10 protein-coding genes are annotated in these 15,161 nt (G+C 66.7%); 9 read left to right on the forward strand and 1 reads right to left on the reverse strand.

All coding sequences use genetic code 11. The features are described 5' to 3' along the window. The first annotated feature begins 107 nt into the window (after positions 1-107). The 9 genes from AOM45_RS51805 (at position 108) to AOM45_RS19180 (ending at position 14,848) form a co-directional block, all read left to right on the forward strand. A complete protein-coding gene (locus tag AOM45_RS51805) occupies positions 108-305 on the forward strand; it encodes a hypothetical protein (RefSeq protein ID WP_030466313.1) in 198 nt (65 codons plus the stop codon). A 385-nt stretch (positions 306-690) separates the two neighbouring features. Continuing rightward, a complete protein-coding gene (locus AOM45_RS50940; RefSeq protein WP_156093674.1) occupies positions 691-1,080 on the forward strand; it encodes a hypothetical protein in 390 nt (129 codons plus the stop codon). A gap of 71 nt (positions 1,081-1,151) precedes the next feature. Further along, on the forward strand, positions 1,152-4,868 hold the full coding sequence (locus AOM45_RS19165; RefSeq protein WP_156093673.1) for an NACHT domain-containing protein: 3,717 nt from the start codon (positions 1,152-1,154) through the stop codon (positions 4,866-4,868). A gap of 121 nt (positions 4,869-4,989) precedes the next feature. Next, positions 4,990-5,142, forward strand: a complete 153-nt coding sequence (locus tag AOM45_RS53810) for a DegT/DnrJ/EryC1/StrS family aminotransferase (protein ID WP_156093672.1) — start codon at positions 4,990-4,992, stop codon at positions 5,140-5,142. A gap of 253 nt (positions 5,143-5,395) precedes the next feature. Then, the gene (locus tag AOM45_RS53510; RefSeq protein ID WP_269083651.1) at positions 5,396-5,518 is read left to right on the forward strand and encodes a hypothetical protein; all 123 of its coding nucleotides are present in this window, start codon (positions 5,396-5,398) and stop codon (positions 5,516-5,518) included. Positions 5,519-5,616: 98 nt separating this feature from the next. Further along, positions 5,617-6,207, forward strand: a complete 591-nt coding sequence (locus tag AOM45_RS53815) for an alpha/beta hydrolase (RefSeq protein ID WP_369406702.1) — start codon at positions 5,617-5,619, stop codon at positions 6,205-6,207. A gap of 251 nt (positions 6,208-6,458) precedes the next feature. Then, positions 6,459-11,933, forward strand: coding sequence for a hypothetical protein (locus AOM45_RS19170; RefSeq protein WP_156093670.1), 5,475 nt, complete (start codon positions 6,459-6,461; stop codon positions 11,931-11,933). Next, positions 11,930-13,303, forward strand: coding sequence for a hypothetical protein (locus tag AOM45_RS19175; RefSeq protein WP_030466309.1), 1,374 nt, complete (start codon positions 11,930-11,932; stop codon positions 13,301-13,303). The genes AOM45_RS19170 and AOM45_RS19175 overlap by 4 nt, the downstream gene beginning before the upstream one ends. A gap of 9 nt (positions 13,304-13,312) precedes the next feature. Next, positions 13,313-14,848, forward strand: coding sequence for an SIR2 family protein (locus AOM45_RS19180; protein WP_030466308.1), 1,536 nt, complete (start codon positions 13,313-13,315; stop codon positions 14,846-14,848). Here AOM45_RS19180 and AOM45_RS19185 read toward each other — a convergent pair. Next, on the reverse strand, positions 14,835-15,086 hold the full coding sequence (locus AOM45_RS19185) for a hypothetical protein (RefSeq protein WP_030466307.1): 252 nt from the start codon (positions 15,084-15,086) through the stop codon (positions 14,835-14,837). The two genes, AOM45_RS19180 and AOM45_RS19185, sit on opposite strands and share 14 nt — an antisense overlap. Between the last annotated feature and the right edge of the window lie 75 nt (positions 15,087-15,161).

Raw genomic sequence — 15,161 nt, forward strand, 5'->3', positions numbered from 1 at the left:
TAGCGCCTCTTGATGGGCGTTGTCAATCCTGTACATGCCGAGACGTACGTCCGCGCAGTTCAGTAGGCGTCGAGGTGTTGCCAGTCTTCATCCGACACGATCGTGGTGTGCTGGCCCGCTTCGCCTATCTCGCCGTCTCTCACGCCTTCACTGCGCTATGGCTGTCGCGCATGACCGACCATCAAGACCCTCCGCGCCGAACCGCCGAACCGCCGAACCGCCGAACCGCCGAACCGCCGAACCGCACGCTGATCTGGAACCAGACCCGCCTACGGCACGCGCCGCGCGAGTACGAGCGGCACTAAACGAACACCGCACCTACCGATCACTCACCGCCGCAGCACCTTCGACGGGACCGTGTCGGCGGAGTCATCCACGAGTATGGCCATGCTGCTTGACCTGCATGGATGCAGTTTTCGGCACGCACAGGGTCCTGGCCGTCACGTCGCCGGACGGCTCGGTGCCGCGCTACATCGGGCAGTTCGTGATCGACCAGCAGACCTCCATCGAACCAAACCCGCCCAAGACCAAAGCCCCAGGCGACTGCTACCGCCTGCTGCCCCTCGGCGAGGTCGGCGACGACCCCGCGCTCCACCCGCGCAGCATCGTCCGCGTGTACGAGCCGCCGACCGACACCCAACCGCCAGCCGGGACCGTCATCACCCAGACGATCTCGAAGGAGAAGATGGAGTGGGCCAACCGAACGCACACCCGCCTGCAGAACCAACTGGCGTCCTTCGTCGAAGCACACGGCTTGCGGGCTCTGTCACCGGCACCGACGGCGCCCAGTTCGACGTCGCGTTCTGGCTGGGCGACACGTTCGTCCTCTGCGAAGTCAAGAGCCTGCCTACTGCAAGTGAAACCGACCAGTTGCGCTACGGCTTGGGCCAGATCATGGAATATGCCGCACTCCATGCGCGCCAAGGAGATGAAGTGCAGTCGGTGCTGTACGTCGAACAGCGGCCCTCCGCAGACCAGTGGGAAAGTGCCTGCGCACGCGGCGGCGTGATCCTGGCCTGGCCAGAGGTCCAGGACCGAGTCCTCGGCGAGCAGCCGATCCGCACTCTCGCGGCCCTGTGACGAAAAGGGGCAGTCGTAGCCGAGCCGTGGTGTCGCCGAACGATGCCGGTGATGCGCGATACCGTCTCGGGATGCCGAGACCACCCGCAGATTGCAGCAAAACCCAGACGGACGCGGCGAAACCTGAGGTGGTCCAAGGCCGCTACCTCTACGAGCGGCTGGGCGAGAAACCCTTCCAACAGCTCTGCGGGGCCTTGCTGGCCCGCGAGTTCCCCAACGTCACCTGCATGCCGATGGGGCAGTCTGACGGCGGCCGCGACATCGTGCGCGACGTGCCCGGCGGCCGAGTCGTGTACCAGGTCAAGTGGTCGGCGAACCCGGTCCGGCATCCGGTGGCCTGGCTGAAGACCGCACTGGACGGCGAAGCCGCCAACATCCGGCGCCTGGTGCAGGAAGGCGCAACCGAGTACTACCTCATCACCTCAGTCGCCGGAACGAGCGTTCCCGGGCGCGGCACGATGGACAAGGTCGATCAACTGCTGTCGCGGTACTCGGCCGAATTTGGCATCCCGATGCGCTGCTGGTGGCGCGCCGACCTCGATGCCCGCTTGGTCTCCGCTCCGCAGGAGCTGCTGTGGTCGTTCGCGGAGATGCTTGCCGGCTGGGACCTGATCCGCTACATGTCCGACTCCCCTCGGTTGCACGAGCGCGAGGAACTGTTGTGCGACGTGGTGACGAACGTCGTGGCGACCCAGTGGGAGGAGGACTCGAAGGTCAAGTTCAAGCAGGCGGACATGGACTCGTACGCACTCGATGACCTGTACGTGGACGTCGAGGCGGATCGCGTGGTCCATCCGCAGGGTACGGAGCGCATGGGTTCGCAACGGCCCGATCTTGAGGGGGTAGGAGGCGCGGCCCAGTACCTGCTCACGACCGACAGGCCGCTGACTCTGGTCCACGGTGCGCCAGGACAGGGGAAGTCCACTTTCGCCCAGTTCCTGTGCCAGTTGCACCGAACGGCCTTTCGCGCCAAGGCCGTGGCGGAAACCAACGGTGTGGTGGTGGGCGAGTTCGTGGTCGAGCGACCACGTCTGCCGTTGCGCATCGACCTGCGCGACTACGCCTCCTGGCTACTCGGGCACGATCCGTTCGACTTCGCCGACACCAGCCCGAAGAAACCCAGGCGAACCGCTCGTTCGCTGGAGTCGTTCCTGGTGCGTCTGCTCCAGGCGAAGGGTGGTGACCTGCCCGTTGGGGTAGCTGAGGTCCACGACCTCATGGCACGTTTCCCCCTCCTGGTCGTACTGGACGGGCTCGATGAGGTTGCGTCGGCAAAGCTGCGCGAGGACGTCGTGGTCCGCATCGTCGAGTTCACCGCGCGCCTGGCCGCGAACCGATGGGCTCCGCAGGTCGTCGTGACCACCCGGCCGAACTCGTCGGGACTGGCCGAGCCGGTGGGAAACCAGTTCGAGACGATCACCCTGAAACCTCTCGGCCCCGAGCTGCGCCGGTCCTACCTGTCGAAGTGGGCTGACTCGCGCGGACTGCAAACGGGCGACAGGGCGGCTCTCGAGCGCATCTTCGAGACGCGGTCGGCCGAACCGCACATCGCCCAGCTGGCAGGAAACCCGATGCAGCTGACGATCCTGCTCTACCTCATCCAGAAACGCGGCGACTCGATTCCGCACGCCAGGACCGAGCTGTACCGATCCTACATGGAGACGTTCCTCGACCGCGAGGCCGACAAGACCCCGGAAGTCCAGAAGCACCGCAACGACCTGGAGGAGGTGACGGCCTACCTCGGCTGGTGGTTCCAGTCGCAAGCCGAGTCGACGGGAGCTGGCGGGCAGCTGCCGGTGAGGGAGATCAAGCGAACCATCCTGAGCTACCTGTACGACGCCGCCAAGGACACCCACCTCGTCGACGAGCTGTTCACGGCCGTCACCGATCGGGTCTGGGCCCTCACAAGCAAGGAACAGGGGACCTTCCGGTTCGACGTCCAGCCGGTGCAGGAGTATTTCGCCGCCAACTACCTCTACTACGTCGCCGGAGCGGAGCAGCGCCAGTTCGACGCCTCCGAGGTCTTCCGCGCCTTGGTCCGGCGCCCCTACTGGTTCAACACCTGCCGGTTCTACGCGGGCTTCGCCGCCGTCAACGAACTCGCCGCTCTCGCAGAGGTTCTGGAGGAGGAGGTCGAAAAGTCCTCGCCTCCCTTCGACACCAAGTCTCTCAAGACACTCATCGCGCACACTCGCGTGGTCATCTGGACCTTGCTCGCCGACGGCGTGTTCGCCGCACGACCGAGGACTCAGGAGCGCGTCGTCCGGTTGATCAGCGACGACCTGAGCGTCCGGATGATCGACGACGCGCTGCAGCGGCGACAAGATCTGCCGTTCATGGCCGCGGACCGAGGCGGATCTGCTTTCGTTGGTGCGCTGCGGGAGGCCATCGCTGCCGAGCCTCGGCAGCCGATCAACCTCATACGTGCCAAGCTCGTTGCCTGCCTGCTGCCGCGGGATGAACCTGCGGCTGCGGAGTTGTGGGACACGTGGTGGCAGTCCCGGCTCAGCGCGGCGGCAGGAACCAGCGAGGAAATCGTGTGGTTGAAGCTCGGCAGGCCGGCGCGGAGCGCCACCCATCTGCCAGATGCGATCGCATCGAGGTTGACTCTTGATTCGCCCGGCGCCGTTCAAGCGGCCATGGAAGCAGGATTGTCCGCTCCCAACGACTCCGCGCAGGCAAGCCAACTTCTGCGGGCTGTACTCGATGGGCATTGCAGCGATGCTTTGCCTGCGGTTTACAGCTGCGAGGCGGCCAATGTGGTGTGGCTGTGGGCTCCACACCACTTCTACCGAAAAGCTGCGGACGAACTGTCAGTCGTGACCCTCGCTACCGATCATCCAGCATTCATCCCGATCGCGGGTCATCAACGGCACGCCGTCAAGCGCTTGGTTGCCTGGGATCCCCGGTACGAGCGTGTGCACGAGGCGATGAAGACTCGGCACGGAAAGCGGACGACTACGTCCTCATGGAGCAACACAGCTCGCGAGCTGGCGGCGATCCATGGTCCGTCGCTGCTCGGCGCCGAGATCGCGATCATCGGAGCCGCGCTCCCGCCAGATCGCCTGAAGGCCGCCGATGACCTCACAGAGGGCTCGCATCCTTTTGGTGAAAGAACCGACTACGGCCTGCTTCTTCGGGAGGTCCGGCTGCAGCGGCTCGATCCCGCGTGGTGGACCTGCGCGTTCGAGAGTTATCCCGACCACCTGTCGCGCGCGACATGGTTGCTGAGCCTGCTCGCCGTCGCAGACACCACCGTGGTGGTCGAATGCTTGGAGCACGTCGACGAGGTAGTCAGCACGCTGCCTGCCTCTGGCCTGCGCGCGGTTCGGCTCGCCTCAAGCCGGATGGGCGCGTCCGGGCTCGGACGGCGCCTGCACACCAGCGTCCTGAGCCAGCTCGACGGATACTCAGCCGACACCGCTTTGCTGGTACTGCACCACACCGTTTTACCGGGGAGTCCCGATCCGCTGGATGAACTTTCCGACGATCTGCTCAGCGCCATGATCAACCTTGAGGCATGTTCGTGGCCGGCTGTGCGAGCCGCGCACATGCGCATGACCTTGTCTCCGTCTCTCGCTGTCGGTGACTTACTTCGCTTAGGAGGCCCTAATAGGTACCCTGACGCCGTCTCAAGCGGACTGCCCAACGATGTCATGCACGACCTGCTTACGAGACCTGCGGACGTCCCCGTGGAATGGTTGATGGGAGCCGAAGCGCAGCACTCGGCGACGGTCGCTCAACCTGACTTGGCAGACTTCGCGGTCGCTGAGGGCTGGTTCGACTGAAGGCAGATATGATCCTTTGCGGACCGGCCCGGGATGGCGTTGCCCGGTCGTACCGGGATCGCGGTTGTCCTTAGGCCTTGTCCATCACCTGGACGGCTGATGTGGGCGCGCGCCGTTTCTCATGCCGTTTTGCGCATATCGGCATGTCGCCATCGGGTGCGCCGAGTACCTCAAGGTGCGGCACACCGTGGCGATGAGCTCGTGCACCGGCGCGTTGCACGTCGGCCTTGCCGCACTGGGGATCGGGGCGGGTGACGAGGAGCATCCGTGCTGACCTCCCCGGCATGGTGAGGCGGGCACCAGCAAGGTGCGCTGCGACAGCCTGGACTACTGGATGTTCCAGGACCTCTACAGCAACAACGGGTTGGTCGAGGCCGCACTGGACCTCCTGGTGCACGACGAGTACCGCAAGAACCCGTCGGCGTTCGGGGACTTCGGGCTCGCCCACGTGGAGCGGGCCTACGCGCGGCTCGGCGAGAAGCTGTGGCCGTACCACTCCCTGGACCAGCTCAAGAAACCTCTACGAGGTGACACCCAAGTCCGCCGCGACGACGTCCAGACGGTCCGCTCTCTCGCCGCTGGCTGCGTCTCCGGTGGCCGGCGACGTGGTCAACCTCGACTACGCGGGCTACTTTTCCATGCTGTGCTAAGACACCCGCTGGAGCAAGGACGTCGACCACTACCGCAAGGAAGCGGAGTGGACAACGGCGGAGTATCCGCTCGTCGGCCACGCGATCGGCGTGTACCCGTGCGCGCTCTGGCCGTTTCCTCTCAGGACCGGGTCGTCGATCTCAAGCCCACGCCCCGAATCCTGATGGTGCAGAGCGAACTGGACGTGATCACCAACTACAAAGGCGCGCAACGGGCACACCACCGCACCTCGGGCAGCACCAGGATGGTCTCGGTCGACGATGAGGGCCAGCACGGCCAGTACCTGGCGGGCCCGTCCCACCTGCGTCCAGGAGGTCGGCGACAAGTTCGTCTTCGACGGCTGCCCGCCACGGACGTGGTGTGCGGTACGGCCCCTCTGCCCGACGAGTTCGCCGTGTTCCCCGTGCGGGATTCAGTGGCCGCGGTGCCGTGCGCTCCTCCGAACGCAAGATCGCCCCGCCGAGACGTTCCGCCGGTGGAGAGGAACTGCTCAAGGTCGTCACGCCCATCGACTAAGGCGTCACTTTCCGTTAGTTTGCCCGAGGGTGACGATCAAGGTCTGGCGGACCTGTGCTATGGGATTGCGGTTTGTGGTGCTGCAGTAGAGATGACAATACAAGGACAAAAACTGGTCAATCTTTCCGTGTCGGCGTTCACGGTGCGCTGGCGCTGGCCGGCGAGGCGGTGATGATGCAGTTCAGAGCGGGTTTGATGGCTTGGGTGAGCGAATTCTCCTGAGCTGTACAGCATTCATTGCGCATGTAACCCGTCATCGGCGCGCATTCCCCGGAACTGGAGGAAGACTCGAATTCGATACGCCCGAACGGCGCTCTTCGTTAGACTGTTTGGGCGTATTTGCGTAACTGCGGTTGCTCCACCCGGGTAATGTTGAGTGTTCACCTAACAGGTTGAGTGCGGCGCGATGTACAACTACTGACCGTGACAGCCGCCGTCGATATGTTCAACGACTTCCGCAGGTGGCTCAGGGCGCTCGACGACGCGGATCTCGGTGTGGTCCTGATGCTGAGCGGTCCGCTGCGTGCCGCCGCTAAGCTCCCCCGCGGCGCCGCGGGACTGCGGGCGCCCGTGCGGCGCGAGCTGATGGCGGTGCGTGCACGACTGGCGAAAGCGAAGGTGCATCAGCTCGTCCGGGTCGCGGAGGAAGTGCTGTCGCCGGCCGCCGACCTCCTCGTGCACCAACTGTCGTTCAACGAGGCCCTGGTCGCCGACCCGTCGAAAGAACAGCTCGCCGAGATGCTCGTCGCTCTCGGGCGTCCTGTCGGGACGGTGGTGCTGTACGGCCTCCTGCTGGGCGACGCGAACGCCACGCCGACCGCCACGCGGTATCGCACCGAACTCGAGGACGCCCTCCGTAGTGCGCCCAGGAAATCCTTGTCAGACCTCGTTCAGAGTGGAGATCGTGACGTGACCGACCGCGTAGAGCCCAGTGACGGGCTCGTCGAGCTCGATCTGCGGTTCACCGAGTTCCGGGCCTTCGCTGCGGAGATGTCGGCGTCCCTGCGCAGGCTGGCCGACGACGTCGAACGTGGCGGCGTGGCCGTGCTGACCGCACTCGTGGACGAGTACGGCACGCGGCGCGATCAACTCGTGCGTGACCTGGAACTGCCGGAACATGCGGTGTTCGCCGACGCCGAGTCGCGGTTGAAGGAGTTGCGGGAGAAGGAGGCCGAACGGCAGCGCGAGGAAGAATCGGTTGCCGCCCGCGCCGACGAGATCACCGACCAGATCCGCGGACTGGAGACCATTCTCGGCACGCTTCGCGGAGAGGCCAAGAGCGGGGTGATGGACAGCGTGGCGGCGCTGCGGAAGGAGTACGCGGAGCTCACGTCCTCGGGCGACCTCGACATCGAGATAGACCTCGAACCAGCGTCTCAGCCCGGGGTGGAAGCGGAGCTGGGGCTACAGCCCGAGGCCTCCGTCGAGCTCCCCGCCGAGCCGGAGCTCCAGCCCGAGCGAGAGCTGGCTCCACAGCCCGAGTTGCGGGAACCGTTGCAGGACAAGGAGATCTCGGAGCCCTTTCCGTCTGCGGACGTGACCCTCGGGAGCCGTCCGAGCCTGCTCGAGCACTTGGGGGTCCCGTCACAGGACGAGTTCCTGCACGGCTGGGACGAGGGCGACCCGCCGCTCGCGGTCGACCTGACGCGTGCGGGCAGGCTTGGCGAGGCCTACTGGGTGACGGCGATGTCGGGAGAGTTCGACCGCCGGGTCGCCGCGTTGCGCTTCGCTGCGGCCGCCTACGCGGTCACGAGCAACGCCGAGGCCACCGCCGTGCTCGCCGCGCTGGACCTGGACGCCCAGGAGCTGAGCGCCGACACGGAGGCCGCGGTCGTGGTGACCACCGCCGTGCTCAGAGCAGGGTTGGTCGCGGGGTGGGGTCACCCGCTGCTCGCCCAGCTCGGTCCGGAGCTGACGTTGCCGGCGCCCTGGCAGACGTTGGTGGACGCGTGCATTGCGGCGGTGCGGCGCGAGTTCCGCGTCGACTTCGAGGTCGGGCTCGTTCCACCGGAGGAGGACGTGCACGAGGCGCGTGCCGAGCTCGGCAGGCAGGCCGCGGTGCTCCTCGAGGAACTGCCTCGGCGCAAGAACAACTACCAACGCGCCACCCGGGTGCTGCAGCGGCTCATGGTGAAGGGCCAGCCGTTGTCGAACGCGCTCGAGGCGGTTCGGGCGTGGTCGGACAACGCCTCGAACGGCCAGGCGCTGTCCGAGGTGGCCGCCGAGTTCGCGGCACCGGGAGCTATCGACGGAATGATCAAGGCCGCCGACGCGGCGATGAGAACGCCCAAGCAGTCACGGGTGCCCATCGTGGCGACGGCGTTGCGCACTTTGCGCCGCTCCGTCGAGGAGGTCGGGGCGATCGTGCAGGAGGCGGACGCGGTGCACCGCAGGTTGACCGCCGCCGAGTCCGACGACGCCGCGCTCGGTCAGAAGCTGCGCCGCGCGGCCGACGAGGCGGGCTCCGCCGAGGTTCCTCCCGGGATGGTCGGCGCCGCGGTCTCATTGCTGCACAGGTGGCTGGAGACGACAACCAGTCCTGTGTGGACCGGTTTCGGCCCAGGGGACTCACCGTTGTCCAGCGAGGCGCCCGGTATCGCCGAGCCGAGCGTCGACGTGCTGCTGCCGCTGCCGGACCTGCCTCGTGACGCACAGGGCCGGCCGGACCAGGATGATCTGCGCACGTCGGCGGTGCTCGCGCGGTTGAGCGAGCCGCTGGACCTGGACGCGGCGCTGCGCTCCTACTGTGAGATCGGGAATCTCCGCAGCGCGCTGAAGATGATCGAGCTGGCCGACACGGGCTTCTGGGCGGAAACCCAGCTGGCCGCGTCGGCCGCGGAGAAGGTCGCCTCAGCACGGGAGGTGCTCGTCCGGAAGCACCGCGCGAACCTGATGAAGGCGCGTGAGCTGTTCGCCCGAGTGCGCACGCAGAACCTCCTGGACCAGATCGAGGAGTCGACGGTCAGCGGCCGTCTGATGACGCTCGACAAGGTGCCAGACGGACGGTTCGACGAGGCCGCACGCCACGTGAGCGCTCTCGTCAGCGGCCTCGAAGCCAAGCAGCGTTCCTGGGGCGAGGAGCTCCGCGCGGAACTCGCCGCGTTGACGCTCACGGACCAGGATCGTCGGCGAGTCGCCGGCCTGTTGGAGGACGACGACACCGTGACCGCGGCGGAGTTCCTGGCGTTCGTCCGGGAGGGCAAACCGCTGCCTGAGTACGCCGAGCTGACCGGCCAGGACCTCAAGGCGTTCATCGGCGTGCTGGCCGACGGTGTCGCTCGCAACCTGATGGCTCCGCAGACCGGCGCCACCCATTGGGCCAAGCTGATCGTGAAGGATGGTGAGCTGGCAGAGCTCGGCGCCGTGGGAGTGAAGGCGTGGGACTCGCTCACCGACAACCGCCAGCACGGCGGTGACCAGCTGCCGGTGGTGGTGAAGGACATCCTGCGCGCGCTGGGCCTGAACTCTTCGACTCGGCCGCGGGAGTACAACCAGCGGCAACGCCTCGGCTTCCGCAAGTTCCGCGTGCAGGCGGTGCCGAGCGACGGTTCGTACGTGTCGGTGCTCGGGTCCGCCGCTTCCGAGTACAACGTGATCGTGGTGACGGACGAACGCCGGGGACGGACCGTGCTCGACGTCCTCGGTCCGGAAGAGTCCGGTCGGGCCAACGTCGTCCTGTACCTGCACCCGATGGACCTGGGCGCGCGCCGCCAGCTCGCGGCACACGCCGTCGGTACCTCTGCACAGGCGCTGGTGGTCGATCCCGCGGTGTTCAGCTGGGTCGCCGCGAAGGCACCGGGCTCGTGGCGGGCCACCCAGCGCGTCACGTTGCCCTGGACGGCGCTCAACCCGTACACCCCGTTCGTCGCGGGTCTCGTTCCTCCTGAGGTGTTCGTGGGACGTGCCAAGGAGATGGCACAGGTGATCGACCCGCACGGCGGGTTGTTCATCTACGGCGGACGACAGCTTGGCAAGTCGGCGTTGCTGCGCAGGGTGGAGGCCACGTTCAACTCGGCCGACGACCAGCACGCCGTCTACCTGGACCTCAAGGGACGCGGAATCGGCGAGGCCGAACCCGCCAGCCGCATCTGGCGCGAGCTCGTCGTCGAGCTCAAGGAACGCGGAGTGCTGCAGTCCAAGGTGGCCGCCGACGTCTCGGCCGACGACGTGGTCACGCAGATCCGCACCTGGCTCAACAACAAGCCCGGCAAGCGCTTGCTCCTGCTGGCGGACGAAGCCGACGCGTTCCTCACCGCCGACTCACGTGGCGTGCCGACGGCGGGTGGCGTCTCGACGTTCCCGAACGTGTTGCGGCTCAAGGAGCTCATGGAGTCCACCGAGCGGCGGTTCAAGGTCGTGTTCGCCGGCCTGCACCAGGTGCAGCGGTTCGGTCACCTGTCGAACGTGCCGCTCGCCCACGGTGGTCCCGACATCCTCGTCGGACCACTGGACGCGGCCGACGCACGCAAGCTCGTCGCCGAGCCGCTGGCGGCACTCGGTTACACGTTCGAACAGCCCGAGCTGGTCTGGCGACTGCTCGCGGCGACGAACTACCAGGCAAGCCTGATCCAGATCTTCTGCGAGGAACTAGTGCGCACCCTGCACAACCGGGTCTCGCAGATCCAGGACCTACCGATGCGGATCCGGGAGAGCGACGTCGAGGCGGTCGCGGCGAGCGACCGGGTACGGGCCCGCATCGCCGAGCGGCTGCGCATCACGATCAACCTCGAGGACCGCTACAGGGTCCTGATGCTGATCATCGCTCTGGACAGTCTCGAGGACTCCTTCGGCGCCGACTACAGCGCCGGCGAACTCCTGGAGAAGGCCCAGGTCTACTGGCCCGAGGGCTTCGACGACATGACGGTCACCCAGACCAGGATCCACCTCACCGAGATGGTGGGGCTTGGGTTGCTCATCCGGCTGTCGGGGCAGGACAGGTTCGCGGTGCGCAGCCCGAACGTGGTCAACATGCTCGGTACGAAGTCGGACCTGGAACGCGAGCTTGGGGAGACCGACTTCGACCTGCCCTACGAGTACAACCCACGCGACGCTCGCCGCCTGCTCCAGATCGACGGCAACGACGTGGACCGCAGGAGCCCGCTCACCGACGGGCAGCTGTCCGCCCTGACCGGTTCGACCGCGGGGTTGTCCCTCGTCGTCGGATCTGTGGCTCTCGGCATCGACCGAGTCGCCCAGGCTGTCAGCGACTACGCCAAGGTGCGCAGTCTGAACGTGGACATCTGCAAGATGGGCACCGACGTCACCAGGGCTCTGCAGGCTGCTTCGCGCCGCAAGCGGCCGACGGTCGTCGTCGCGGACCTGCGCGGCAAGTCACCCACGGAGATTCGTCGCGCGGAGCAGCTGCTGACCGAGTCGTCCGTAGCCGCAGTGCTGGTGCTGGAGCGCGACGAGGCGGAGAAGCTCGGCGCCGAACCCGTCCGGCTGGCCCGGTGGACGGTCGGCAGTCTGCGCAGCTGGCCGGAGTGCCCGTTCGATGTGGTCGAAGCACGCACCAGGTTGATCGAGGCCACCGGCGGCTGGCCGGAGCTCGTGGAGGACCTGATCAGCACCGTGGTCCGGCGCGGACGGACCCAGGCACAGGCGCTCGACATCGCGAGGCGCGGCACAGGCGATCGCGAGTGGGCCGCGAAGTTCCTCGACCAGGCGGACGTCAGCGCGGGTCTGCGAGACCGGATCGGCGTCTGGGTCGACTACTTCGACCCCGGCGACCTAGCCTCGCCGGCGGACGTCGCGGAAGCGTTGGAGATCGATCTCGCCCACGCGACAGCGCTGCTGGAAGAGCTGGCGGAACTGGGAGTGCTCGACGAGGGCGCCAACGGCGTCTCCCTCGACCGAGTGGTCCACCGCTGCCTGACGACGCTGCGCGGCACGCCGTGAGCAGGCAGTTGTGGGAACTGCCTTCGCTGCCTGGTCCGCGCGGCCATCTCGACGTCCTGTCGCGTGACCTGGATGACGGGTTCAGTTGCGTGTGGGTGCTTCCGGATGAACTGGTCGAGCGGGGAACGGCCGACGATCTCGTCGACATCGCCGGTGCGCGGCCCGACAGCGTCCGGGTCGAGGCGCCGCAACGGAGCCGGATGGTGGTGCCCGCGGCGCACCGGTGGCAGGCCCCTGCGGCCGTGACGATGCCGGCATGGGTCCGGAACACTTTGGGAATCCTGGATTTCGACGAGCCCCAAGATCCTGCGCCGATCGTGGCGGACCGTCCAGAAGAGACGGTCGTGGACAAGTTGGGCGCGTTGTTCGATATCCCGCTGACCGGCGACCCGCTGGCGTGCCTCGCCCTGGACGAGCAGCTGTCCGGCAAGGTCGTCGTGCTGTGCGGGTGGGATGGCTGGGACACCGCGGATCTCGGCGCGTGCGTCAGCCGGTTCACCGCTCTGCTCAAGGAACACGGGCTCGCCCCCACCTCCAGGCCGCGTCTGCTGGTCGCGGTCAGGGAGGGCGACCTGCCGGCGTCCGTGCTGGAGCGATCCGACCCGGTGACCACGAAGGTGCACTGGTGGTGGGACGTGTACGGCCGCCTGGACACCGCCACCGTCGCCGCGGCCGTACGTCGGCAATCCCCGTGGAAGACGACGAAAGGCAAGACAGCCATCCTCCGACAGCTGGTCGCGACCGAGGTGCTGATCGAGGTCGCCGGGCCTGACCTGCTGCTCGCCGAACACCTCGCCGGATCCTGGAACGGCCAGGCATCCACGCTCGCCGAGCAGATCGAAGCGCTGCCGTACGACGCCGTCGACGACGTCGTCCCTGCCGAGATCGATGGCCGGGCAGGGGGCGCACGTCCCCCGCAAGCGCTGCGAAGTGCTTGGCGCAAAGGAGTTGTGGACCGGTGGGACAGGCGCATCCGGATCAGTCCCGCGGCCAAGTTATCGTCCGCTGAGCACGGCAACCTCGACTCGTTGATCTGGCGCGGGCAGAGTCGTGCGCTCACACCTCTGGTGGACGGATGCCGTGCGCGTCTGGAAAAGGTGTTGCGGGACAACGCGTCGGCGTCAGTCATCGAACTGCTGGAGCGGGGGCAGGACACTCACGACTGGCGGCGGACTCGTTCCAGGCAGGGGACGCTGGAGCTGGGCGCGATGGCCTGGGCGGTCAGCAGCAGGCGGGTTCAGTTGTCCCGCCCGGATGCCGACCTCTTGTTCTGCGCGCGGGACGTCCGCAACTCTTTGGCGCACCTGAGTCCGTTGACCGATGAGGAACTCGACCGGCTGGCCGCGGTGATGCCGGAAACCCTGTGGTGAGGTGAGAGCATGTCCTTCGCGCGAAGTGCTGATCCGTTCTTCAGCGACTCGGACACCTACACCTTGATCGAGCACATCGCGAACCAGCGATCGCTCGTGATCTACGCCGGTGCCGGCGTCACGATTGACCGGACCGGGCAGTCGTGGCCGGCTCTCGTTGAGAAGCTGCTCAGAAAGCACAAGGACAGCGACGAGGTCTGCCGGGCGATCATGGCGACGAATACCCCGCTGCAGGCCGGCTCGATCGTGAGCCAGCTGTACCTCAACAGGTCGGACGGGTGGCGGACCGAGCTCGGCAACGACATCCGTGGCTGCCTCTACGAAGGCCGCGCCTGGCGGCAGGGCTCACTCGCGACGGCCGCGGTGAGGCTCGCGGCGGCGTTGGCTGACCACGGGCGGGAGTACTGCGTCGTCACCACCAACTACGACGACTTCATCGAGCAGGAAGTGCGCGTCCTCGCCGAGGACCGTGCGCGACGCGGCCTGCCTCCGATCGAGCTGCGGACCTCGGTGGTCGAACCTCAGGATGCACATCCGGACTTCGAGATCGTGGACCACGTCGAGCCCGGCCAGATCCTGCATCTACACGGCTACGTGCCCAACAGGACCGGGGAAGCCACCGACGTGGTCCTGAGCGAGAAGGACTACATGGCATCGCAAGCGCGCACGAGCGCGGTGCTGGAGTACCTCTTCCGCCGGCACTCGGTGATCATCGTCGGGTCGAGCCTGACCGACGCACCGCTGCTGAGCGCGCTCGCCAAGACCGTTCCCGGCGATAACGAGCAGCGGCTGCGAGTGGCGGTGACACCGTTGCAGAGCCTGCAGTTCCCGCCGGACTCGGACGCGTTCATCGGTGACGTCAAGGAAAGCGTCACTGACCGGATGGCTTCTTTCGGCGTGCGTGCGGTTTTCCCGGACTTCTTCTACCAGACCGCCCAGTTCCTGGCCGAGGCGAGGATCAGCCTGGACCGTCGGGACCCCGACGCCGTGGGACTGCCCGCGTCCGCGGTCGCGAGGTACCGCACCCGGCTGCACTCGTGGTGGAAAGCGTGGAGCGAGGAGCGCGGCGGCACCGAGCTCGAACGGCAGTTGACAGACCACCAGAAGCTGTGCGAGGCCATGGCACGCATCCGCCAGATGCTCAGCATCCCCCAGGCGGAAACGGTGAAGCTGGAGATCTGGGTGAGGTGGGACCCCAGGAAGCCTTCGGGTCTGCGGCTCTGGGCGTCCACCACGAACCTGTGGCAGCACACCGAGGTGATGAGATGCGCCGACATCGTCGCGAACTCGGCGTACACGTCGGTCCAGGCGTTCTGCTCGGGCCAGCCGGGCATTTACCCGTCTGACAGCGACAGGTGGAAGACCTACCTCTGCGTGCCGACGAGGGTCGACTCGGTCGACGGCGACCTGCCGATCGCCGTGATCTCCCTGGCGTCGATGCGAGACGGGAAAACGTCGCGGATCAGCGAGAAGAACGGCGCGCTGCTGCGCCGGGTCATCGTCGAGGTGATGAAGCCGGTCGCGGAGGCGATCACCGGGGGATGAGCGTGGCCTGCTTCCCGTACTCGCTGACTCGCAGCTCCAGCTCCGCGCGGAGGTGCGTGTCGAGATCGGCGAGCGTGCGTTCGTCGCCCAGCTCCAGACAGGCGTGGACGTTCTGTTCGACCAGCTCGTCGAACGGCAGCGGTGTGATGGGTTTCGTGCGCATCAGAACCGTGCCGACCCGCTCGTACACCCAGCCTGATGGCAGCGACTGCGATCCGTGCTCGACTGGTGACGCCATCGCCACGACCTCCCGTCGACCGTTGTGCTACTTCATCGTCCTCGGCCCACCCCATATAACACCGGAACAGTGATC

The sequence above is a fragment of the Lentzea aerocolonigenes genome (assembly GCF_000974445.1).
Classification (GTDB): Bacteria; Actinomycetota; Actinomycetes; order Mycobacteriales; family Pseudonocardiaceae; genus Lentzea; species Lentzea aerocolonigenes.